Consider the following 20,843-nt stretch of genomic DNA (forward strand, 5'->3'; position numbering starts at 1 on the left):
CCTCCAGCGCACGGGAACCGCCTCGAGCCCGAGACTGCCCGCCATGCCGAAGCACCTGAAGCAGCAGACTCCGCCCGGGAACCAACACCGAATTGATGGCGCAGGTCATCACGGCCCGGGATAGATAGGCTCAGGACCATGGAATTCAAGCAGTTACGGGTATTTTCGGCTGTCGCTGAGGATCTGCACTTCGGAAAGGCCGCGCGGCACCTGGGCGTGTCACAGTCGACGGTCAGTGATCAGGTCCGGGCACTGGAAGCGCATTTCGGTACTGAATTGCTGTCCCGCACGAGCAGGTCTGTGCAGCTTACGGCGGCAGGACAGGCCCTCCTGGAGGGTTCCAGACGGTTAATGGACGAGCTGGAACGGGTAGAGAGCCAGGTTTTGGCGGTGGCATCCGGGCGGCAAGGAACCTTGCGTATCGGTGCCGTGGGACCTGCGATGAACTACCTGGTACCGCACCTGTTGAAAGAGTTGCGGCGCCAGAGCCCTGATCTCGAAATCACCATCGCGTCCATGAGCACAGCCGTTCAGCTTCGCCAGTTGTCGCAGGGGCAGATCGATTTGGGTTTTGTGCGCAGCGTCCAGCATGTGCGGGGCGTCCGGTTGGAGAAGATACTGGAGGAGCCGCTGACGGCCCTGCTTCCCACGACCCACAAGCATGCAGGCGCGGAATTCCTTGAGATCCAGGATCTCGATGGCGAAGACTTTGTTTACTGGCCGCGAATCTCCAACCCGGACCTTTATGACGTTCTCATAGCCACCTGCTACCGCCATGGGTGCAGCCCGCGCCGCATTATTGAGAGCCATGATATGGCTACCCAGCTCGCCCTCATTGCCTCGGGGCTCGGCGTTTCGGTCCAGCCGGATTCCTTCCGTTTCGCCCCGCGCCGGGATGTTGTTTTTGTTCCGCTGAGAGGCCCGTTGCCTAAGATTGCCCTGCATATGGCTTGGTCGCCGGAAGGCGATACGCCAGCAGTAAAGGCGGCCATTGACTTGGCCCGAAAGTTCAAGAGTGGCCAGATGGCGCCCTAGGCCATCATCCGGAATTTTCGATCGATTGATCGCTTCCAATCTGTTGTTTCGATGTATTGCTCGGACTTACGGTTGTTTTGTCAGCTTCGTCACAGGGATGAATCCCTGCTTGATAGCCCCAAATTACCCCGAGGATTACCCATGGAATTTCAGACCGTTGCCACCGGTGTTGGCTTCACCGAAGGCCCTGTTTACACCCAGCGCGGAAGCCTGGTCTTCGTCTCCATCGACCAGGGTGTCGTGTACGAGACAGCTAACGGCACAACGCAAGTGCTCGGACGGACCGGAGCGGGACCCAACGGCGCCGCAGAAGGCCCGGACGGCATCATTTATGTGGCACAGAACGGCGGCCAGTGGCCAGCCAAACGCGAGGAAGGCGTCAGCGGAGGCGTTCAGGCCATTCACCCCGATGGCACAGTGGTCACAGTCACCACCGACCCGATCTACCCTAACGATCTTTGCTTCGGTCCTGACGGCTTCCTGTACGTCACCGACCCCATGCGCCGGCCCCGGCGCGATGATGGCCGCCTGTGGCGCGTCGACGTCAATACCGGCGAAGCGGAACTCCTGCTCTCCGTTGACTGGTTCCCTAACGGCATCGGCTTCAGCGCTGATAATGACAGCATTTTCGTAGCCCAGGGGGATGAAAGGCGAATCCTGCGCTTTCCCTTCACCCCCGGCGAACGCCTCGGGAAACCCGAAATTCATGTCCAACTCGACCACGGACGTCCCGACGGATTCGCGTGGGACGTCGATGGCAACCTCGTCATCGGCGCAATCACTGGCACGGCTCCCGGTGACCTCCAGGTATACAACCCGGAGGGCACACTGCTGGACGTCATCAAGATTGGGGACGGCCAGAAGTACACCAACGTCGCCATCTCGTCCTCTGGAAAACTGGCCGTGACGGATTCCGACAACGGCCAGGTCCTTGAGGCAGACTGGCCCGCCGCCGGCCTCCCGCTGCACCCGTTCCGTGACTCCGACCAGTCATGAGCGCGAGCGCGTTCCGATCCCGCCTCCTCGCCGGAACTCCGGTGTTCGTCACCACCCTTGACTTCCCGGATCCTTCCGCCGCGGAGTTCCTTTCAGAGCTGGGCGTCGATGCGGTGGCCGTCGACACTGAGCACACGGCCGTAACCGGACCGCAAATAGTTGAACTGGCCCGGGCCTGCAAGGCAGGCGGCGGAGCCCTCGTGGTGAAGACCAACGCGGACCCGGACAGTATCGGCAAGTACCTCGACGCCGGAGTCGCAGCTTTGCAGATCGCGCATGTCAAGTCCCGGCAGGACGTCGACGACGTCGTCACGGCCTGCCAGTTCGCTCCTGACGGGCACCGCGGCCTGGGCCGTTGTCGGAACAGCAGGTTCGGCCACTATGCCGGCGGTTACGCGCAGCTCATAAAGGATTCCCATGACAGCGTTGCCCTGATCGTCCACATCGAGAGCATGGAAGCAGTCGCCGTCCTCGATGACATCCTGGCAGCCGAATCCATCGACGCAATCTTCGTGGGAGCATTCGACCTCTCCGCGAGCCTAGGAATCCCGGGAGAGGTCCTCGACGAGAGAGTCCAGGACGTCATTCGGGACATTGTGACCCGTTCCCGGGCAGCCGGCAAAGCTGTGGGCATGTCCGCCAGCACCCCGGAACAGACCACCACGGCAATCGAGCGGGGCGCAACCCTACTTCTGTCCGCCCAGTCACGCTTAATGTCCAACGCGGTCAGCCAACTTCGGTCCGCCCCCGCCCTGACAGGAGCTTCGAGCTAATGAACGAAACGCCAAAGATTACAAGGGCCATCGCCGAATTCGCGATCTGCACCGAATCGGCTGAGATCACCGATGCTGCGCGGCACATGGCAACCCGTGCACTGGTGGATACGGTGGCCGTCGCACTTCTCGGATCCCATGACATCGCCTCCACCGCACTAATGGAGTCAGTCCTGGTCCCCGCGAACGGCATCCACGGGGCCACCGTCCTGGCCACGGGAGAGCTGGCGCCGGCACACGTCGCCGCCCTCCTGAACGCCACGGCGGGGCACGCCGATGACTACGACGATCATTTATTTGAGACCAACGGCCATCCCAGTGTGGTTCTCATCCCGGCGCTCCTTGCGGCGGGCGAGGCCGCCGACGCGTCCGGGCGCGACATCCTCGACGCCTACGTCATCGGACACCAGATCATGTGCGCCGTTTCGGCCGGATTGCCCGTCCGGGCCCACTGGGCCAACGGCTGGCACGCCACCAGTACTGTGGGGATCATCGGGGCAACGGCGGCGGTGGCGCGGCTTCGGCAGCTTACACTGCTGCAGACCCGCCACGCCTTAGGCATCGCCGCCTCGATGGCCGGAGGAAGCCGGGTCAACTGTGGCTTCATCACCAAGCCCCTGCACGCTGGGCTGGCGGCGTCCAACGCCGTACTCGCCGTCGACCTCGCAGTGAGAGGTTATGACGCCGACCCGGACCAGCTGGAAGCACCGCTCGGATTCTTCCATGTGTTTGGCGTCAACCCGGACCTGGCCAAGGTAGAGCCAGTGCTGGAGGAACGCTGGACGGTGACCACCAAAGGGCTGAACGTTAAAAGGATTCCCGCCTGCTACGCCGTACACCCGGCAGCGGAGGCAGCCAGCGCGCTTCACGAAGAGGGCATCGACGCCTCATCAATCGTCGCCGTGGACGTTACGGTTCAGCCAACAGGACTCGTGGGCCCGATCCATCACCGGCCGGAAACAGGGCTGCAGGCGAAGTTCAGCCTGGAGTACACCGTTGCGGCCGCTCTTGCTGCCGGCCAGCCGACGCTCAACGCGTTCACCGACGCATCGGTACAGCGGCCCGAACTGCAGGACCTGCTGCGGAAAGTCACAACACGTGAAAGCGCCGTCCCGCCCGCCGGGCCGCGGGAGTTCTCACGCTGGTACGCCACCGTCGACGTTGAACTTGGTGACGGCAGCAGGGTCAGTGCACGGGCGGACATGCCCCACGGCGTCAGCTCGGACCCCCTGACGGATCAGGAAATCCAGGACAAGTTCAACGACTGCCTCGGATTCTCGGCCACGCCGTGGGACGCCGAAGCCCTCAGCCAACAACTGTGGGTCCTGGACCAGACACCCAGGATCCGGAACCTCTTCAGCCACTCATCCAAACTTTCGGGCCGCGCACCCGTCAACGCCTGACCACTCCACTGACCTAGTACAGATTCATACAAGAAAGCGACACAGACATGCCTAACATCACCGTTGAAATCTTCAAAGGCCGGACCCTCGACCAGCGCCGCCAATTGGTCAGCGGGATCACTGAAGCCGCAGTATCTGCCCTGGGCATCAAGCCCGAGGGCGTCCGCATCACCTTTTTCGAAATTGAGCGGACCGACCTGGCCCGGGGCGGCGTTTTGTTCAGCGACATCGACACGGCCCCCGTTGCTGCGGCGCCCTAACCAACCGTGCAGACCATCACCACGCGCAAAGGAGCACTTGGTATGAAAAATCACCTCAAATCGGGCATTATCACCCGTCGGTCGGCGGGCATAGTCGGCGCCATGGCCGCACTCGCCCTTGCGGCCACTGGCTGTGGCGGGACGGCTCCAGCTGCGGAGCCCGGCGCCACCCCCGGGAGCACCAAAGTTACCCTCGTTTCCTCGATCACCGGTAGTTCATTCCTTGCGGTGACGGCAGGTATGGACCAGAAGATCTTCGAAAAGCATGGCGTCGAAATTGAACTCATCAAGGTCAAGTCCAGCGCCGAGGCTGCCGCGGCCATTGCCAGCGGACAGGCCGACGTCGCAGCGATGGTACCGGAGGGAGTCGTAGCCGTGGTGGCCGCCGGCAGCAAAATGAAGATGCTCGGCAACCTCCTGCATCAGGTCCAGCACCGTCTCGAAGTATCGGAATCCATCAAAACGGCAGAGGACCTCGCAGGGAAGAAGATCGGTATTCCCGGCCCCGGAAACGGCGCAGAGATCCTGGCTAAGGCGTATCTCGCCGAGAACGGCGTAGACCCGTCCCAGGTCACGTTTGTGGCCACCGGGCCCCAGCCTGCCCAACTGGCAGCCCTGACCACAGGCCAGATTGAAGGGGCCATGCTGGTCCCCCCGTACGATCTGAAAGCCGAAGATGCGGGAATGCACCCGCTCAGCATCGTCCGCGAGGACTTCCCTGACATTCCCGCCCAAGTCTTTGCTGCAACGGACCGTTCCCTCAGTGCCAAGGCAGACGCCGTGAAGAAATTCATGGCCGCCGCAACAGAATCGGCACAATGGGTTGTCGATCACCCTGATGATGCCGTCACAATTCTGTCCTCGGACGCCCAGATCAGCCCCGAAGAGGCCAAAGCATCGTTCGACCGGGCCAAGGACGCGTACTCCCTCGATGGCGCCATCAGCGACAAAGGCCTGTCCACATGGCTGGAACTTTCAGAGAAGTACGCCTCCCTCGCCAAAATCCCAACCATCACTGACGTCTATGACGCCCAGTACCTCCCCGGAAAGTGAGATGATCGTGACCACTTCATCCCACCAAATGCTGGAGCCAGCATCAATGCCAGGCAGCGTTAGCACCGCAATTTCCGTGCAGAATGTCACCTTCGGGTACGGCAAGGAGATCATCCTCCAAGACATCAGCATCGACGTCGAAGAAGGGGAGTTCGTCTCCCTCATCGGACCGAGCGGCTGCGGAAAGAGCACCCTGCTTTCGATGTTCGACGGCGTCGTCCGCCCCGACGTAGGCAGCGTAAGCATCTTCGGATCCACTGTGCAGGACACACTCAAGCAACGCGCAATGGTCTTCCAGAACTTTGCGCTTATGCCCTGGAAAACAGTCCGGGAAAATGTGCTGCTCGGCTTGAACTACCGCCGCACTGACTTGTCCAAAAAGGCGCGCCTGGATCTCGCCAGGGAATACATCAACCGCGTGGGCCTGACCCACGCGTTGGACCTCTACCCGCACCAGATTTCAGGCGGAATGCAGCAAAGGGTAGGAATCGCCCGCGCCTTCGCGGTCCAGCCACGCCTGCTGCTCATGGACGAACCTTTCGGTGCCCTCGATGCCCAGAACGCCGAGCTTCTCCGCGAAGACCTCCTCCAGCTGGTTGCCGAGGAACGCCGCACGGTTGTCTTTGTTACGCACAACCTGGACGAGGCGCTCCAGATGTCGGACAGAGTCCTGCTGATGACTGCCCGTCCGGGCACCATCCGGGACGAAGTCCGCCCGGACTTCGGGCCGAAGTCATCGGCAGAGTACCGGGAACGCTACGACGCGCAAAGGGACCTCCTGTGGGATCACCTCAAGAGCGAGGTCCTGACAGTCCAGGCACGTGAGGAAGGGCAGAAGCCATGAGTATCATCACCAAACCGGCGCCGGTCTCTCCGGGAGGGCCTGTGCGCCGGCCCGAACCAAGCTGGTTGAAGAAAAACGAAAAGCGCTGGTTGCCCGTCGTCACCGTGATCGGTATTTTCGCGGTGTGGGAAGTTGCCGGCAACATGAACCTCTGGGACCCGCTGTTCTTCAGCCATCCTTCGGTTATCTGGGAAGGTTTCCTCTCCCTGACCACTGGTCCGTTGCTTTCCGACCTGCGGGTGACCGGCCTGGAATTCCTTCTCGGCATGATGATCGCCCTGGGAATTGGTGTGCCATTGGGCATCCTGTTGGGAACCTCCAAGCGCCTGTACTGGGCCTTCGACCCGGTCGTGACGGCCCTGTATTCCACGCCCATCCTCGTTCTCACACCCCTGATGGTCATCTGGTTCGGCCTCGGCATCGGTTCCAAGGTTGCAAACGTCGCCATCCTGGCGGTCTTCCCCGTGTTGATCAACATGATGGAAGGAGTCCGAAACACGGACAGCTCCCTTATGAGGGCCGCGAAATCGTTCGGTGCGAACGGCTGGGCCATCCAGAAGGACGTCATCTTCCCGTCAGTGGTGCCGTTCTTCGTCACCGGCCTCCGCCTCGCTATCGGCAAGGGCATGATCGCCGTCGTTGTCGGTGAGTACATCGCCGCAACGGAAGGTATCGGCTACCGGATCCGGGCTGATGCGGAAGTCTTCAACACCCCGCGGTACCTGGCAGGGGTCCTGATTATGGTGGTCGTTTCGGTCATCATCATGGCCCTGATCAAGGTACTGGAGCGCAAGCTCGCCCCGTGGCGGACACCGGTCCTCGGGGATTAAACAAAGGATGGGCGGGCACCTAGGCCCGCCCATCCTTTGACGTTCAGTTCCTTATCTACAGAAGACGAGCGTGTCACATGCGACGCACCACATTCCGCGGGGCAAAACGGGCCACCCTTCTTGCCTCAACCCTTGCCCTAACTGTGTTGGCTGCCACGGCCTGTGCCAGTACGCCGGGTGATTCCAGCTCGGAAGGCTCCATCGGGAAGATCACTCTGGCCTCTTCGATCACCGGCAGCTCATTCCTTGCCGTGACCGCCGGCATGGACCAGGAAATTTTTGAAAAGCACGGACTCGAAATCGAGCTCGTAAAAGTGAAGTCCAGCGCTGAGGCAGCCGCTGCGGTGGCAAGCGGCCAGGCCGACCTCGCGGCCATGCTGCCTGAAGGCGTCATTGCCGTTGCTTCAGCGGGCAGCAAAATGCGGATGATCGGCAACCTCCTTAATCAAGTGCAGTACCGGTTGGTAACTACTTCCGAAGTCACCTCCGCCAGCGACCTCATCGGAAAGAAGGTCGGCATCGTCGGCCCGGGGAGCGGAGAAGAAGTTCTTGCCCGTGCGTACCTCGACTCTCAGGGCGTGGACCCGTCGCAGGTCACTTTCGTCGCGACCGGGACCATGGCCGCCAAATATGCGGCCATGACCACCAACCAGCTTGAGGGCGCAATGCTGGTGCCGCCTTTTGACATAAAAGCGGAGGCTGCCGGCATGCGCCCACTAAGTGTCCTGGGTGAGGACTTTCCGGACATGCCCGCTCAGGTGTTCGCGTCCAGTGACAAGGCGCTCAGTTCAAACGGCGATACCGTAAAGAAATTCATGGCCGCCGCCGCGGAATCGGCGCAGTGGGTCGTGGCCCATCCCGAGGATGCCACGAAGATCCTGTCCGAGGACTCACAAGTCAGCATGGAAGATGCGAAGCTGTCGTTCGACCGCGCGAAATCGGCCTACTCCCAGGACAGCGCAATAAGCAGGGAGGGGCTGAACCGATGGTTGGCCCTGTCGAAGAAATACTCCTCTTTGGCGAATGTTCCGACAATCGATGAGCTTTACGACGCCCAGTACCTGGCTGGAACGGCAGCACGACAATAGCCAGACCATGATCGAAGGCCCGGCAACCTCCCGCGCCAGTCGGCTTGTAGATGACTGCTCATGACCGAGAAGGACACTTATAGATGACACACACCAAGAACTTCATCAATGGTGAATTTGTTGACGCACCCGCTTCGTACGAAAACATCGATCCATCCACCGGGCAGTCCCTTGGGACGGTGGCGCGCAGCACCTCCGCTGAGATTGACCAGGCCGTCAGCGCTGCTCGAACTGCCCAGAAGGCGTGGTCACTGACCGCGCCGGAAGAGCGATCCCTGCTGCTTACCCGCTATGCAGATCTTATTCTTGGTAGCCAGGAGGAACTGGCCCGGATGGAGTCCGAGGACACGGGTAAACCGCTGAGTCAGGCACGAGCAGATGCCGCAATCTGCGCGCGGTATTTCCGTTTTTACGGACACGCCATCGACTCGTACTACGGCATCACGATCCCGTTGCAGGCCGACATGCACGTCTACACAAGGCACGAGGCGTTCGGCGTCACCGGACACGTCCTGGCCTGGAATTACCCAATGCAGTTGTTTGCCCGCGCGGTCGCGCCCGCTATAGCCACAGGCAATTGTTCGGTGGCGAAGCCGGCCGATGAGACACCACGGACGGCCGTGAAGTTGGCTGAACTGGCCGTCCGGGCGGGAATCCCGCAGGGTGTGGTCAACGTCGTTACCGGTATTGGAGCCGAGGCCGGGGCGGCTTTGAGCGAACATGCGGACATCGACCACGTGGGGTTCGTCGGGTCCACCGAAATCGGATCGGTGATCGCGATAGCGGCCGCGAAAAACGTTGTGCCCGCCATGCTGGAACTTGGCGGAAAGTCAGCCCACGTCGTGTTCCCCGACGCTGATCTGGATGCCTCCGCCTTTTATGCAATGAAGGGGATTTTGGCCAACGCGGGCCAAACTTGTTCCGCCGGTTCACGCCTCCTGGTGCACAGCAGCGTGTACCAGGAGGTCGTGGAGAAAGTAGCGGCGAACCTCGGCGGCGCCAGTATCGGTCCGGGGCTCGCGGACAAGGATCTGGGGCCACTCGTTTCCCTCAAGCAGCAGGGCCGTGTGCGCAGCATGGTGGACGCTGCCGACGGCGAAATCGTCGTTGGCGGAGGCATTCCGCAGGGACTTGGCAACGGTGCCTTCTTTGAGCCAACCCTTATTGCAGGTGTAGACCCCGCTTCAAAGATCGCACAGGAGGAAGTGTTCGGCCCCGTGCTCGTCGCCATGCCCTTCGACACGGAAGAAGAGGCCATCACCCTCGCCAATGGCACCCAGTACGGACTCATGTCCGCCATTTGGACCCGCGACCTCAGCCGGGCTCACCGGCTCTCGGCTGATATCCACGCCGGCCAGATCTACGTCAACGCCTACGGCGCGGGCGGCGGCGTTGAACTCCCCTTCGGCGGCTTCAAAAAGTCTGGATACGGACGGGAAAAGGGCTACGAGGCACTGGACGCATACACGGAGACCAAGACTGTGATCATGAAGCTTTAAGGATGCTGATCGAAGTCTGCCTGCCCAGGCGTCGGCACTGGCTCTGCCCGACGACATCGGCGGCTATTCCGGCCGCCGCCGCTAGCCCTGGGCGTAAAGCATGCCGGTAGTCATGCGGTAGCAGCTCGTGCCGGCGAGTTCTTGAGGTTGGACCCAGGCCTGGTATCCGAGGGAGGCCTCGTACATGGTCCTCGGGTTGTTGCCGTTGGATGCAAGCCAGAGCGCTGATGAGTCGGGCATTGCTGCTTCGACGGTGCCGGTTCTGATTATCTGTCCGTACCGGCGGATTTCGACGACGGCGCCGATGAGTCGGTTCCAGCTGGCATAGTTTTTCGCGGGCATGCGTTCTCCTTGGGCAGTGGCTGCAGGGAAGGCCCTGGTTTCCAACTCCTGCGCAACCGCCGTCAGCGCCTGCGGGTGAGCGCGGCGTAGGAGGTCCGAAGGTGGCCTTCCATCAGGGCGCGGGCACGGTTGTCGTCGCGGTGGGTAATGGCGTCGACGATCATCCGGTGGTCCTGGAGGCTTCGATGCAGTTCGTCCGGGGAGTAATACTGGAAGGACCCGGACATCAGGGGCGCCAGGGCGAGGTCCTTGGCGATGTTGAAGAGCCTGGGTGAAGCTGCGGATTCGAGAATGAGCAGGTGGAGTTCGTGGTTGAGTTCGGCGATCTCGGCCCGGTAGCCGTCCGCCTGACGCCGGGAGAGTTCTTCCATCCGGTCGCACAGCCTGTTCAGTTCCTCCAGTTGGGAGTCTGACCGGGAGTGTGCTGCAAGACCCGCGGCGTGGGACTCCAGGAGGGCCCTGATGGACATCACTTCGGCCGCGTCTGCGTTGGTCCACTCGGCGACGAAGACCCCGCGGTGGGGTGCAACCACCACGAGGCCTTCGTCTGCCAGTTCACGCAACACGGTCCGGATGGGGGTCCGGCTCAGCTCGTATTCCTCACAGAGCGCGCGCTCTGTGAGGTGGCTTCCGGGAGGGAGCTTGCCGGTGGTGATCTTGGCGCGCAGATCCGCCAGGACGTTCTGACGCTGCCTGTCCATTACCCCTCCTGAGACCGTTCATGATCTCAGCCGACCACGATGCTACATGCTACCTACCAAGCCTAGTGTCAGGGGTGGGAGAGCCCGAGCAGGTCCAGTGTGGTGGCACCTTCGCGGATCCGTGCGCGCATGGCTTCCTCTTTGAGCTCACGCTGCTCCGAGGACGCAAGCGCACCGTCGACGTCGGCCGCGCTGACCCTGACCAGCCCATCGGCGTCGCCCACAAGGACGTCGCCGGGGTGTACCACGACGCCCCCGACGGTGACGGGCACGTTGACCCGACCATTCTGCACTTTGGTGGTTTTGCGGATGCAGACTCCGCGGGTGAACACGGGGAAGCCGGAGGCGATGATCTCCTGGCTGTCGCGTACGGCGCCGTCGATGACGAGCCCGGCAAGTCCGCGTTCCTGGGCGGCGAGCGTGAGGACGTCACCCCAGGGTCCTGCCTGCGTGTAGCCTTTGGCGTCAACCACCAGGATGTCGCCCTCGCCCGCTTCGAGGAGGGCAACGTGAATGAACCAGTTGTCGGCCGGTTCAAGGTCCACGGTGACGACCCGTCCGGCGATCCGTGATGTTGGGTCGAGGGGTTTGATGGCGGGGTCGATGGCGTCCCGCTGGCCGTTGGCTTCGTAGACAGTGGCTGCTCCAAGTGCGGCCAGACGGCTGAAGCGGCGGTCCAGTGTTTCGGTGGTGCTCATTTGCGGTGGTCTCCTGTGATCACGAGTTCGGCTTCGGCGTCGGCTTTTTCTTCGGCGAAGCGGGCAGTGGCTTCTGCCTGGCGGACGAATTTGAGGCCTACGACCATGGCAGCGGCAATGAGGCAGGTAATGCTGACCATCGCCAGGCCCCAGTTGCTGTTGCCGGTGGCGTCCTTGAGGGCGCCGAAGGCGAAAGGCCCTACAAAACCGCCAAGGTTGGCCAGTGAATTGATGGCGGCAAGGCCTACGGCTGCTGATTGCCCTGTGAGGAACAGTGAGGGCAGGGACCAGAACGGGCCGTAGGTCGCATAGACGGCGACGATAATGACCGTTAGCAGGACTACCGAGAGTATGAGGTTGTTCACGGCAAACGGCATCAGCGCCAAGCCTCCACCAGCGGCGATGAGCGGGATGCCGACATGCCAGCGGCGTTCGCGCGTCTTGTCGGAGTGCCGGGCCCAGTAGACCATGAAGATGGCTGCGACTCCGTACGGAATCGCATTGATGTAGCCGACGGCGGTGTTGCTCAGCTGGGTGGATGCTGCGGCGATGATCTGTGGAACGAAGAACGCCAGAACGTAGATGGCCACGGATTTGCTGTAGTAGATCAGGGACAGTGCCAGGACGCGTGCGCCCAGGAGGCTGCGCCAGAACGAAACCTTGCCGTGGCGCTCGACCTTTGCGGCCTGCTCAGCCTCCAGCGTGGTTTCCAGCCAGGTTTTCTCTTCCGCCGTCAGCCATTTGGCCTTCGCGGGGGAGTCGACGAGGACGAACAGCACAACCGCTGCCAGGATCAGGGCCGGTGCGCCTTCGAGGATGAAGACCCAGCGCCAGCTTTCCATGCCGAGCCAGTGGACATTGTCCAGGATGAGCCCGGACAGGGGAGCCGCGATGACGGTGGCCAGGGGCAGCGCGATCATGAACAACGCGACCACGCGGGCGCGCTCACGTTCCGGGAACCAGAAGGACAGATACAGGATTACGCAGGGGAAGAATCCTGCCTCGGCTACGCCGAGGAGGGTCCGGGCGATCGCCAGTTGGGTGAAGTCCTGGACGAAGCCGCAGACAACAGCCATGATGCCCCACGAAACGAGGATGCGGGCGATCCATTTTCTGGCGCCAACCTTGCGCATGAGGATGTTGCTGGGTACCTCGAAGAGGAAGTACCCGATGGAGAAGAGACCCGCGGCCAGGCCGAACTGGGCTGTGGTGATGCCCAGGTCAGCGTTCATCTCCTTGGCGACGAAGCCGAGGTTGGCCCGGTCGATGAACGCGATGATGTAGAGCACCACGAGCAGCGGCAGGATGCGGAACTTGATCTTACGGATGGTGGCGTCCCCAACGCGGGGGCGGACTGCGGCGGCACTCATGCCGACACCTCCTCTGCGGCCGAAGCAACAACTGCCGGGAGTGCCAGCGTGTCCAGCCACTCCAAGGATGCCTCAAAAGTGCCGTCCGCAGGTCCGCCGGTGCGGGAAAGATTCTCCGCGGTGGCGGAATACCGGCCGGCAACGTGTCCGGTCAGCTCTGCCGGGTAGCCGGCCCGCTCAAGTTGTGCCGCTGCTTCGAGTACCTCCGCGTGGCGGCGTACTGAGTGGGCCGGATGGGTTGCGACCATGCTCTTGAGCAGATCGGTGAAGGGTGCCCGGTCAACGTCGCCAAGCACGGTGTACAGCTGGTCCAGCACGCCGTACGCCCTGGCTGCCGGAAGTGCTTCAACCGCCAAGGCCTCGAGACCCTTCATGATCACGGAGCGGAGCAGCTTCACGGTGACGGCGTCCCCGGGGACGCTGTCCGGAAGTACACGCACAGGTGCGCCTACAGCGGCCAGGAGATCTTCGACGGCGCTGTTCGGTTTTCCGCCGTACAGCAAGGGGGTGCGCACTCCGCTGAGGGCAACGGCGCCCGTGATGGCGATGTCGATGTAACCGACGCCCTCAGCATCGGCCGAGGCGGCCGATTCCCGCTTGGCATTGGCGGCGGCGGTGGTCATGTCAACGATGGTCGCTCCCGCACGCAGGTGCTGGACCAGCGCATCGGTGACGAATGGAAGGACTGAACCAGGCACGCAGACCAGGACAACATCCTGATCCGCGATCCATTCCGAAACCTTGGGGAGGATGGTTACCCCGGAGGTCTCGGACCAGCTCGTCGCCGCGGCAGGGGGCTGCGGATCCGAGAGTGAAATTGTGTGGGCGGCGTTCGAGTCGAGCGCCTGTGCCCAGCAAAGGCCGACTTGGCCAGAACCAATAATTGTGATGTTCAAGACAGACTCCTTCGTCTCCGTGTCTGTGATCCAGAATACAACTTAAGTACCATATGAGCAACAAAAGATATGTATGGCTCAAAAAGAAGAAGCTTGGTACTTATTTTGTACTTACCCAAGACCGGCTATCCAGGACTCCCGCCCTGGTACAGCCCGGTGAGCGCATCGGCCAGCGCGGTGATGCCCGACGGCGGCTCGTCGTGCCACCAGGCAAGCCACACGGGGATGCGTGGTCCGTCGCTCACGGGCCGGTAGCTCACGCCCTGCCGTGGATGGTGCACCGCCGTCGCCTCCGACGTCATGCCCACGCCCTTGCCTGCCGCGATGGTGTCGAGCCAGTTGTCCAAGCCGGTGGTCTGCAGTGTGCGAGGGCCTTTGCCCTCGGCCCAGAGGTCACTCCGGGTGGTTCCGGTCCTCGGATCAACAATCACGGGCCTGCCCGCGATCTCCTTCATCCGCAGGGTGCGGCGGCGGGACCACTCGGCGTCGTCCGAGGCGAAGACCGCCACCCGCCGTTCCAGCCCGACGATGACGGAGTCGAAGCGCTGCGGATCCAGCGGTGTCCGGACAACCGCGGCGTCGCACATTCCCTCGGCAAGGCCGCCGGTGGCGGAGTTGTGGCGGACCAGTTCCAGCTCGATGTCCGGATGGGTTTGGCCCCAGCTCCTCAGCAGGGGAGTGGTGTGCTTCCCGACGGCGGACCAGGCGTAGCCCAGCCGCAGCGAGGTATGGCCGGCGCGGAGCAGGTCATCGAGTTTGGCCAGTTCGGCCACCACCCGCCGTGCCTGCGGCAGGAAGCGCTGGCCCAGCGAGGTGGGTTCGCAGCCGCGCGGCAGCCTGCGCAGCAGCCGGCCACCGGCCCGGCGCTCAAGGCTCGCTATGCCGCGGGATACCGCGGCCTGTGAAACGCCCAGTTCCAGGGCAGCGTCCGTAAACGTTCCGGTGTCAATGACGGCCACGAAGCCCCGAAGTTCATGCAGCTTCCACTCCATAACCAAATCGTATAGCAGCACAACAATATGCATTACGCGCATGAGTGGCTGGGCCCTAGTCTCCTGTCATGAGTGAGAAGACGCAGGCCAGCGCGACCGGAACTGGCGGTGCCGGGTCACCGAAGGGCCGGGCTCTGGGTGTCTCCCTGATGCTCGGCAGTGCCGCGAGCAACCAGGCCGGTGCCGCGGCCGGTGCCCTGGCATTCCCTGCCATCGGCCCCTTCGGTGTGGTTGCAGTCCGCCAGCTGGTCAGCGCAGTGGTGCTGTCCGCCGTCGGCCGCCCCTCCTTCCGGGGGCTGACGCGCCGGGAGTGGTGGCCCATCGTCGGCCTTGCCCTCACGTTCAGCGTGATGAACCTCAGCCTGTACAGCGCGGTGGAACGGATAGGACTGGGGCTCGCGGTGACGCTCGAATTCCTGGGCCCGCTGGCCGTAGCTGTCTGCGCCTCCCGCCGCGCTGTGGACATCGGGTGCGCACTGGCAGCCGGCGCCGGCGTCGTCCTGCTCACCAACCCGGGTCCCGCCAGCGACCTGCCCGGCATCGGCCTGGGGCTGATCGCAGCCGCAGCGTGGGCCGCCTACATCCTGCTTAACCGGACTGTGGGGCGGCGGCTTCCCGGACTGCGCGGCACGGCCACTGCGAGTGTGCTGGCCGCGGCTCTGTGGGTGCCGCTGGCGGCTCTTTGGTTCGTCACGCACCCGCCCACCCCGGCAGCCCTCGGCCTGGCGCTGGTGTGTGGAATTTTCGCCTCGGCCGTGCCCTACGCCGCGGACATCATCACGTTGCGGAGGGTGCCCGCCGCCGTCTTTGGGACGTTTATGAGCATCAATCCGGTCTGGGCCGCCGCGGCGGGCTGGGTGATCCTTGGCCAGTCCCTTGACGCCGGGGAATTGGCCGGCATCGGCGTCATTGTCCTGAGTAACGTGCTGGTGAGCCGGACCTCTGGCAAAGTATGACCATGCTCACTGTTATTGGCGAAGGACTCGTCGACGTTGTCCAGCGCGCCTCGGGAATCGAAGCGCACGTGGGCGGCAGCCCCCTGAACGTGGCGGTGGGCCTTGCCCGCCTTGACCACCCCGTGCAGTTCATCGGCCGCTACGGCCGGGACCCGTACGGCGATTCCGTTGCCGCCCACCTGCGGTCCAGTTCCGTGATGATTCCGCTGGGCCCGGATAACTTGCCCACCAGCGTGGCCACCGCCCTGATTGACGACGACGGCGCTGCCACCTACACCTTCGACCTCACCTGGCAGCTTCCCGGCATCGCCGACCGGCTGGCCTTTATGCTGCAGGGCACCACCCTGCTGCACACTGGCTCCATCGCCACGATGCTGGCGCCGGGGGCGACCGATGTGCTCGCCGCCGTCGAATACGCGCACCCGCACGCCACCATCAGTTTCGACCCCAACTGCCGGCCCAGCATCATCACTGACGTGGACTATGCGCGCCGCCACGCAGAAAAGTTCGCGTCCCTCGCCGACGTGGTGAAGGCGTCCGACGAGGACCTGGCCTGGCTTTATCCGGAGCTCGACGTGCTCGATGCAGCGCGGAAGTGGCTGCAGCTTGGCGGAAACGAGGGGCCGGCCATGGTGGTGGTCACCCGCGGAGCAGACGGACCGTGGGGAGTAACCCGAGCCGGCGAGACGCAGGTTGAGGCTCCCCGTGTTGAGGTGGCCGACACTGTGGGCGCGGGTGATTCCTTTATGGCCGCATTGCTGTCCGGCCTGGTGGACCGCGGCCTGGACGGCGCGCAGAACCGCAAGGACCTCCGCGAACTTCCCGCCGAGGGCCTGGCCGAACTTCTGGCGCACGCGGCCAAGGCAGCGGCAGTCACGGTATCCCGGCCGGGGGCCAACCCGCCCACGCGCGCCGAGCTGAACGGGGCTGAAGCTACTTAAATTCCAGTCGTAGCCGCGGCGGCAACCCGGTTGCGCGGGCGGGTTTGGGCGGGCATCCGGGTGACGGCTTCGCGCCGGGAGCCTATGGTGTTCTCGATGGTCCCGATGCCTTCCACGATCATCCGGACCACGTCGCCGGTCTTCAGCGGCGGGGGAGTCTTGGAGCCGTTGCGCCCCCACAGCTCGGCGAGGCAGCCGCTGCCGCAGGTGCCGGAACCGAGCACGTCGCCGGGCCGAACCACCGAGTCCTGCGAGGCGTAGGCGACGAGTTCAGCGAAGGGCCAGCCCATGTTGGATAGCAGGTCCTGTCCGACCTGTTCTCCATTGATCTCGACGGCCATGGAGATCGGCAGGAAGCCCTCGTCGTCGTGCAGGTCCTCGAACTCGTCCGCGGTGACGATCCATGGCCCCAACGTGTTGTTGAAGTCCTTGCCCTTGCAGGGGCCGAGGCTGACTTTCATCTCACGGCGCTGCAGATCCCGTGCCGACCAATCGTTGAACACTGTGTAGCCGAAGATGTGCCGGCGCGCCTCCGTGGCGGTGAGGTTGCGGCCGTCGCTTCCCGGAACGCCGCCGACGACGGCGGCGACTTCCGTTTCAAAGTCCAGGTCATCGCAGCCCGCCGGGATTCCGATCACCTCGCCGGTGCCCGTCACCGTGTGTGGGTTGGTGAAGTAGAACGTGGGTGCTTCGTACCATTCGGGTACTACGCCGGCCGCGCCGTCAATGCTCTTCCGCACGCCTTCGACGTGCTCCTCGAACGCCACGAAGTCCCGGATGGTGGCGGGTACCAGCGGGGCGAGCAGCTGAACCTCCGCCAGTGGAACTGGAGGGGCGGAACCGACAACCTGCCGGGCAGTCTTCAACGTTTCGGCGAGTCCGGCGTCGAGCAGGGTTTTTACGGTTTGGCCGGTGGGAAGGGCGTAACAGTTTCCGCCGTCAACGAAGCCGGACTGTGTCCCGCCGTCGTGGTTCCAGCGTGCGATCTTGACCATGTGCGTGTTCCTTAGGCGGTGGGTCGGGCGGTCATGGTGGCCGCGGCGGTGATGCCCAGCGTGCGTGCATTGCCACTTAGGATCTGAGCCTCGTCTGCGGGCGGTAATCCGGCAGCCTGAACCTCGTCCACCGGAAGGTCGGCTCCCATGTCGAACGGGTAGTCCGAGCCGAGCAGCACCTGCTCCGGACCCGCAGCTGCCACGAGCGCCCGGAGTTCGGCAGCACTGTGGACCAGCGAGTCGAAGTACAGCTTCTTCAGGTAGGACGACGGCGGCTCGGCGCAGCCGTGTGCCTCGGGCCGGACCTTCCAGGCGTGGTCGGACCGGCCCAGTTTCGTGGGCAGGTAGCCGCCGCCGTGCGCAGCCAGGACTTTCAGGCCGGGGTGCCGGTCCAGGACTCCGCTGAAGATCAGGTGGGACAGCGCCACCGCGTTTTCGGCGGGCTGGGAGACGGTGTTGGCGAGGTAGAAGCGGTCCAGCCTTTCATCCAGCGAGCAGCCGAACGGGTGCAGGAACACCACGGCGCCCAGTTCCTCGGCTCGGGCCCAGAACGGTTCCAGCCGCGGGTCTGAGAGTTCCACGGTGCTGCGTTCCGGGTCCTCTGGGGTGGCGGCGAAGGAGCCGATCTCCACACCCAGGAGCCCGCAGTCCAGTACGGCGTGCTCCAGGGCCTCCACCATCAGACCGGGGTGCTGGAGTGGGACCAGGCCCAGTCCGTTGAGCCGGTCCGGCGCGCGGTCCACGAAATCCCGCACCGCCTGGTTGGCGGCCTTCGCCAGTTTCAGGCCCAGCTCCTCGCTGGCGAAGTAGTAGAAATGCGACGGTGACGGCGAGACCAGCTGCACATCCACGCCCTGGGCGTCCATGTCCGCGAGCCGACGGTCCAGGTCCGTCAGCTGCGGCCACCGCTCCTTGATCATCCGGCCCGACGCGGCCATGGACACCGGCCCGTTGCGCCGCACTTCCAGGGCCTGCTGCGCGCCGAAGCCCTCCGGATCCGCCTCGGCCACCAACTGCTGCAGTGCCGGAAGCAGGACGTGGGCGTGCACATCCACGGTCTGCGCCTGAACAGAATCGTTGCTCATGCGTGTTCCCTAACTGCTGCCATCGCTGACTCCTTCGTATTGACGGCGATACTGCTACTTATTTTGTTGATGTTGTCCCGGCTTTACCGGACGGCGATCGGATTGACCGGTGATCCGACGGCGCCGGTGATGGGCAGCGGGGCTGCGGTGAGCATGAAGTCGTACTTCCCGTCTGCGGCGCACGCTTCCGCGAGCCCGTCCGGGTCCCACATTTCGCCCAGGAACAGCCCGAGGTTGGGGATGGCGATCTGGTGGAGGGGCTGGAAGGCGGCGTCGAACTCGTTGGGCCGGACTTCGAAACCCCAGGTATCGGTGGCGATCCCGGCGATTTCGCTCCGGTGCAGCCAGGGGGCGGTGCTGAAGGACAGGCCGGGGGCAGAGCCGCCGGCGTAGTCGCCCCAGCCGTCGCGGCGCACGCGGGTGTATTGTCCGGTGCGGATCACCACGATGTCACCGCGGCGCACCGCCGAGCTGGGACCTTGGAGTTCGATGGTCCGTTGGAGGTGTTCGGGGGTGATGGCGAACCCGTCCGGCAGTTCGCCGTCGTTCCGTCCCAGTCCGGGTCCGAGCGCGCGCCCGACGTCGAGCAGGACGCCGCGGGTGACGATCTTGGCGGCGGCGGTTTCGATGCCGGTGACCAGGTCGCCCTCGGAGGTGACCACGTCGCCGGCGGCCCTGCCGTTCCAGGCTTTGCCGTGGTCGAAGATGTGGCCCAGGCCGTCCCATTGGGTGGAGCACTGCAAGGGCATGGCGATCACGTCGTCAGCACCGCCGAAGCCGTGCGGGAAGCCCTGGTTGCCGCGTTCGGCGTCCACGCCGGTGTCCGTCATGGTGTGGACGGGGTTGGTGCGGCGGCGCCAGCCCTTCTGCGGGCCGTTGGTGTCGAAGGGCTGGGACAGCGAGAACGCCTCACCAGTTGTGACCAGGGCTGCAGCTTCGATCCGTTTGCCGGCGTCGATGAAGTTCAGGGTTCCCAGGACGTCGTCCTTGCCCCAGCGGCCCCAGTTGTTGTGGGCCGCGGCCATGGCGCGGATGCTGCCGAGCGGGTCTTCACGCCGGATCACCGGGGAATCGGTTGTTTCCCCGGTGCCGGTGTTTACAGCTGTGTCCTGACTGGTCACTGCTTGCTGCTTTCAGTAATGGTCTCGTCCTTGCAGTGGATGAGCTGGGTGCCCAGTCCGGTGATGGTGCCTTCCATGACGTCGCCGTCCTGGAGCAGCCGGCCCCAGTGCTGGCCGTTGCCGGCCGGGCTGCCGGTGAGGACCAGGTCACCCGGGCGCAGCGGCATGTTCTGGGAGGCTTCGCTGACCAGCTTGGCCACCCCGAAGATCATGTCCGAGGTGGACTCGTCCTGCATGGCCTTGCCGTTGAGCTTCAACGTCACCTGCACGTCCTGGGGATCCCCGAAGAACTTGGCGGGGACCAGCAGCGGGCCGGTGGGCAGGAAGCCGGGGGCGTTTTTGGCGCGGTACCAGTCCGAGCCGATGGCTGGCATGTCCTTGCGGAAGACGTATTCGCGGGTGGTGATGTCGTTGACCATGGTGTAGCCGAACACGTAGTCCAGGGCTTCCTCGGGGGTGACCCGGAACGCCGTCCTGCCAATGACAGCGGCCAGTTCCAGCTCCCAGTCATGGGACTTTGAGTAGGCTGGCAAGGTGAGGTCGTCCGTGGCGGAGGCGATCGCCGTCGGGAGCCCGATGAAGAAGTACGGCGTGCCCTGGCCCGCCCGCTTGTCCATCATCGCTGCCGTTTTGGCGCGCACCTCGTCCTCGTCCTGGCCCGGTTCGCGGTGGGCTGCGGCGAGGTCGATGACGTGTTTGCGGTAGTTGGCGCCGGTCTGCAGCACCTGCGCGGGCTCCACCGGGGCAAGGACCTCGACGGCGGCCAGCGCCAGGCCCGTGTCCTCGCCGGCTGAGGCGGCGAGGCTGTCCAGTTGGGGTTCGGTGGTTGCCCAGTGCTCGATCAGGGAGTTGATGTCCCCGTCCAATGGCAGGACCCGGCCGCCGACGAGCAGTCCTGCGCGGGCCTTGCTGTCACCGGTCTCCTGGAACCGAATGAGGGAGTACGTTGCTTCAGCCATGGTGTC

The 20,843-nt window shown here is 63.8% G+C and carries 22 protein-coding genes; 12 read left to right on the top strand and 10 right to left on the bottom strand.

Features of this window, described 5'->3' with window-relative positions; all coding sequences use genetic code 11:
• Positions 1-138: 138 nt before the first annotated feature.
• From ACFVYC_RS15600 to ACFVYC_RS15645, 10 genes are all read left to right on the top strand, one after another.
• Complete coding sequence (locus ACFVYC_RS15600) at positions 139-1,035, top strand: LysR family transcriptional regulator (RefSeq protein ID WP_387551831.1); 897 nt, start codon at positions 139-141, stop codon at positions 1,033-1,035.
• Positions 1,036-1,176: 141 nt separating this feature from the next.
• Positions 1,177-2,031 carry an SMP-30/gluconolactonase/LRE family protein gene (locus ACFVYC_RS15605; protein ID WP_387551833.1) on the top strand — a complete coding sequence of 285 codons (855 nt, stop codon included), beginning with the start codon at positions 1,177-1,179 and terminating at the stop codon, positions 2,029-2,031.
• Positions 2,028-2,804, top strand: coding sequence for an HpcH/HpaI aldolase/citrate lyase family protein (locus ACFVYC_RS15610; RefSeq protein ID WP_387551835.1), 777 nt, complete (start codon positions 2,028-2,030; stop codon positions 2,802-2,804). Before ACFVYC_RS15605 ends, ACFVYC_RS15610 begins: the two co-directional genes overlap by 4 nt.
• On the top strand, positions 2,804-4,207 hold the full coding sequence (locus tag ACFVYC_RS15615) for an MmgE/PrpD family protein (RefSeq protein WP_387551837.1): 1,404 nt from the start codon (positions 2,804-2,806) through the stop codon (positions 4,205-4,207). The genes ACFVYC_RS15610 and ACFVYC_RS15615 overlap by 1 nt, the downstream gene beginning before the upstream one ends.
• Before the next feature lie 47 nt (positions 4,208-4,254).
• Complete coding sequence (locus tag ACFVYC_RS15620; RefSeq protein ID WP_387551840.1) at positions 4,255-4,467, top strand: tautomerase family protein; 213 nt, start codon at positions 4,255-4,257, stop codon at positions 4,465-4,467.
• 42 nt (positions 4,468-4,509) lie between these two features.
• Positions 4,510-5,520 (top strand): ABC transporter substrate-binding protein, encoded by a 1,011-nt coding sequence (locus tag ACFVYC_RS15625; protein ID WP_387551843.1) that lies wholly within the window; start codon positions 4,510-4,512, stop codon positions 5,518-5,520.
• 46 nt (positions 5,521-5,566) lie between these two features.
• The gene (locus ACFVYC_RS15630) at positions 5,567-6,364 is read left to right on the top strand and encodes an ABC transporter ATP-binding protein (RefSeq protein WP_387551846.1); all 798 of its coding nucleotides are present in this window, start codon (positions 5,567-5,569) and stop codon (positions 6,362-6,364) included.
• The gene (locus ACFVYC_RS15635) at positions 6,361-7,194 is read left to right on the top strand and encodes an ABC transporter permease (RefSeq protein ID WP_387551849.1); all 834 of its coding nucleotides are present in this window, start codon (positions 6,361-6,363) and stop codon (positions 7,192-7,194) included. The genes ACFVYC_RS15630 and ACFVYC_RS15635 overlap by 4 nt, the downstream gene beginning before the upstream one ends.
• Positions 7,195-7,271: 77 nt before the next feature.
• Entirely contained in the window at positions 7,272-8,282 is a 1,011-nt protein-coding gene (locus ACFVYC_RS15640) for an ABC transporter substrate-binding protein (protein WP_387551851.1), read from the top strand.
• Positions 8,283-8,365: 83 nt separating this feature from the next.
• Positions 8,366-9,781 carry an aldehyde dehydrogenase family protein gene (locus tag ACFVYC_RS15645; RefSeq protein WP_387551854.1) on the top strand — a complete coding sequence of 472 codons (1,416 nt, stop codon included), beginning with the start codon at positions 8,366-8,368 and terminating at the stop codon, positions 9,779-9,781.
• Positions 9,782-9,862: 81 nt separating this feature from the next.
• Here ACFVYC_RS15645 and ACFVYC_RS15650 read toward each other — a convergent pair whose 3' ends face one another.
• The 6 genes from ACFVYC_RS15650 to ACFVYC_RS15675 form a co-directional block, all read right to left on the bottom strand.
• Positions 9,863-10,123 (bottom strand): hypothetical protein, encoded by a 261-nt coding sequence (locus ACFVYC_RS15650; RefSeq protein WP_387551857.1) that lies wholly within the window; start codon positions 10,121-10,123, stop codon positions 9,863-9,865.
• 62 nt (positions 10,124-10,185) lie between these two features.
• The gene (locus tag ACFVYC_RS15655; protein WP_387551859.1) at positions 10,186-10,824 is read right to left on the bottom strand and encodes a GntR family transcriptional regulator; all 639 of its coding nucleotides are present in this window, start codon (positions 10,822-10,824) and stop codon (positions 10,186-10,188) included.
• Between the two features lie 68 nt (positions 10,825-10,892).
• The gene (locus ACFVYC_RS15660; protein ID WP_387551862.1) at positions 10,893-11,522 is read right to left on the bottom strand and encodes a 4-carboxy-4-hydroxy-2-oxoadipate aldolase/oxaloacetate decarboxylase; all 630 of its coding nucleotides are present in this window, start codon (positions 11,520-11,522) and stop codon (positions 10,893-10,895) included.
• Positions 11,519-12,892 (bottom strand): MFS transporter, encoded by a 1,374-nt coding sequence (locus tag ACFVYC_RS15665; protein WP_387551863.1) that lies wholly within the window; start codon positions 12,890-12,892, stop codon positions 11,519-11,521. The genes ACFVYC_RS15660 and ACFVYC_RS15665 overlap by 4 nt, the downstream gene beginning before the upstream one ends.
• Positions 12,889-13,788, bottom strand: coding sequence for an NAD(P)-binding domain-containing protein (locus ACFVYC_RS15670; RefSeq protein ID WP_387551866.1), 900 nt, complete (start codon positions 13,786-13,788; stop codon positions 12,889-12,891). Before ACFVYC_RS15670 ends, ACFVYC_RS15665 begins: the two co-directional genes overlap by 4 nt.
• 125 nt (positions 13,789-13,913) lie before the next feature.
• Positions 13,914-14,780, bottom strand: coding sequence for a LysR family transcriptional regulator (locus ACFVYC_RS15675; protein ID WP_387551868.1), 867 nt, complete (start codon positions 14,778-14,780; stop codon positions 13,914-13,916).
• A 68-nt stretch (positions 14,781-14,848) separates the two neighbouring features.
• Between ACFVYC_RS15675 and ACFVYC_RS15680 the strand changes: the two genes are divergently transcribed.
• Complete coding sequence (locus ACFVYC_RS15680; protein WP_387551871.1) at positions 14,849-15,736, top strand: DMT family transporter; 888 nt, start codon at positions 14,849-14,851, stop codon at positions 15,734-15,736.
• Positions 15,737-15,738: 2 nt separating this feature from the next.
• Positions 15,739-16,677 (top strand): carbohydrate kinase, encoded by a 939-nt coding sequence (locus ACFVYC_RS15685; protein ID WP_387551873.1) that lies wholly within the window; start codon positions 15,739-15,741, stop codon positions 16,675-16,677.
• Here the strand turns inward: ACFVYC_RS15685 and ACFVYC_RS15690 are convergent.
• The 4 genes from ACFVYC_RS15690 to ACFVYC_RS15705 all read right to left on the bottom strand — a co-directional run bounded on the left by ACFVYC_RS15690 (position 16,674) and on the right by ACFVYC_RS15705 (position 20,837).
• Positions 16,674-17,672: a fumarylacetoacetate hydrolase family protein gene (locus ACFVYC_RS15690; protein WP_387551876.1), complete on the bottom strand. Its 999-nt coding sequence runs from the start codon at positions 17,670-17,672 to the stop codon at positions 16,674-16,676. The genes ACFVYC_RS15685 and ACFVYC_RS15690 overlap by 4 nt on opposite strands.
• Positions 17,673-17,683: 11 nt before the next feature.
• Positions 17,684-18,757, bottom strand: coding sequence for an amidohydrolase family protein (locus tag ACFVYC_RS15695; protein ID WP_387551879.1), 1,074 nt, complete (start codon positions 18,755-18,757; stop codon positions 17,684-17,686).
• An 83-nt stretch (positions 18,758-18,840) separates the two neighbouring features.
• Positions 18,841-19,878, bottom strand: coding sequence for a cyclase family protein (locus tag ACFVYC_RS15700; protein ID WP_387551882.1), 1,038 nt, complete (start codon positions 19,876-19,878; stop codon positions 18,841-18,843).
• Positions 19,875-20,837, bottom strand: coding sequence for a fumarylacetoacetate hydrolase family protein (locus ACFVYC_RS15705; RefSeq protein WP_387551885.1), 963 nt, complete (start codon positions 20,835-20,837; stop codon positions 19,875-19,877). Before ACFVYC_RS15705 ends, ACFVYC_RS15700 begins: the two co-directional genes overlap by 4 nt.
• Positions 20,838-20,843 lie beyond the last annotated feature (6 nt).

Source organism: Pseudarthrobacter sp. NPDC058329 (assembly GCF_042879835.1).
Lineage (GTDB): Bacteria > Actinomycetota > Actinomycetes > Actinomycetales > Micrococcaceae > Arthrobacter.

Bases quoted from the DNA above. Each gene is read 5' to 3' on its own strand.
- ACFVYC_RS15620 (WP_387551840.1), top strand. From the start codon at position 4,255: ATGCCTAACATCACCGTTGAAATCTTCAAAGGCCGGACCCTCGACCAG.
- ACFVYC_RS15645 (WP_387551854.1), top strand. From the start codon at position 8,366: ATGACACACACCAAGAACTTCATCAATGGTGAATTTGTTGACGCACCC.
- ACFVYC_RS15660 (WP_387551862.1), bottom strand. From the start codon at position 11,522: ATGAGCACCACCGAAACACTGGACCGCCGCTTCAGCCGTCTGGCCGCA.
- ACFVYC_RS15650 (WP_387551857.1), bottom strand. From the start codon at position 10,123: ATGCCCGCGAAAAACTATGCCAGCTGGAACCGACTCATCGGCGCCGTC.
- ACFVYC_RS15605 (WP_387551833.1), top strand. From the start codon at position 1,177: ATGGAATTTCAGACCGTTGCCACCGGTGTTGGCTTCACCGAAGGCCCT.
- ACFVYC_RS15695 (WP_387551879.1), bottom strand. From the start codon at position 18,757: ATGAGCAACGATTCTGTTCAGGCGCAGACCGTGGATGTGCACGCCCAC.
- ACFVYC_RS15635 (WP_387551849.1), top strand. From the start codon at position 6,361: ATGAGTATCATCACCAAACCGGCGCCGGTCTCTCCGGGAGGGCCTGTG.
- ACFVYC_RS15615 (WP_387551837.1), top strand. From the start codon at position 2,804: ATGAACGAAACGCCAAAGATTACAAGGGCCATCGCCGAATTCGCGATC.
- ACFVYC_RS15625 (WP_387551843.1), top strand. From the start codon at position 4,510: ATGAAAAATCACCTCAAATCGGGCATTATCACCCGTCGGTCGGCGGGC.
- ACFVYC_RS15685 (WP_387551873.1), top strand. From the start codon at position 15,739: ATGCTCACTGTTATTGGCGAAGGACTCGTCGACGTTGTCCAGCGCGCC.
- ACFVYC_RS15600 (WP_387551831.1), top strand. From the start codon at position 139: ATGGAATTCAAGCAGTTACGGGTATTTTCGGCTGTCGCTGAGGATCTG.
- ACFVYC_RS15640 (WP_387551851.1), top strand. From the start codon at position 7,272: ATGCGACGCACCACATTCCGCGGGGCAAAACGGGCCACCCTTCTTGCC.
- ACFVYC_RS15665 (WP_387551863.1), bottom strand. From the start codon at position 12,892: ATGAGTGCCGCCGCAGTCCGCCCCCGCGTTGGGGACGCCACCATCCGT.
- ACFVYC_RS15610 (WP_387551835.1), top strand. From the start codon at position 2,028: ATGAGCGCGAGCGCGTTCCGATCCCGCCTCCTCGCCGGAACTCCGGTG.
- ACFVYC_RS15680 (WP_387551871.1), top strand. From the start codon at position 14,849: ATGAGTGAGAAGACGCAGGCCAGCGCGACCGGAACTGGCGGTGCCGGG.
- ACFVYC_RS15690 (WP_387551876.1), bottom strand. From the start codon at position 17,672: ATGGTCAAGATCGCACGCTGGAACCACGACGGCGGGACACAGTCCGGC.
- ACFVYC_RS15630 (WP_387551846.1), top strand. From the start codon at position 5,567: ATGCCAGGCAGCGTTAGCACCGCAATTTCCGTGCAGAATGTCACCTTC.
- ACFVYC_RS15655 (WP_387551859.1), bottom strand. From the start codon at position 10,824: ATGGACAGGCAGCGTCAGAACGTCCTGGCGGATCTGCGCGCCAAGATC.
- ACFVYC_RS15675 (WP_387551868.1), bottom strand. From the start codon at position 14,780: ATGGAGTGGAAGCTGCATGAACTTCGGGGCTTCGTGGCCGTCATTGAC.
- ACFVYC_RS15705 (WP_387551885.1), bottom strand. From the start codon at position 20,837: ATGGCTGAAGCAACGTACTCCCTCATTCGGTTCCAGGAGACCGGTGAC.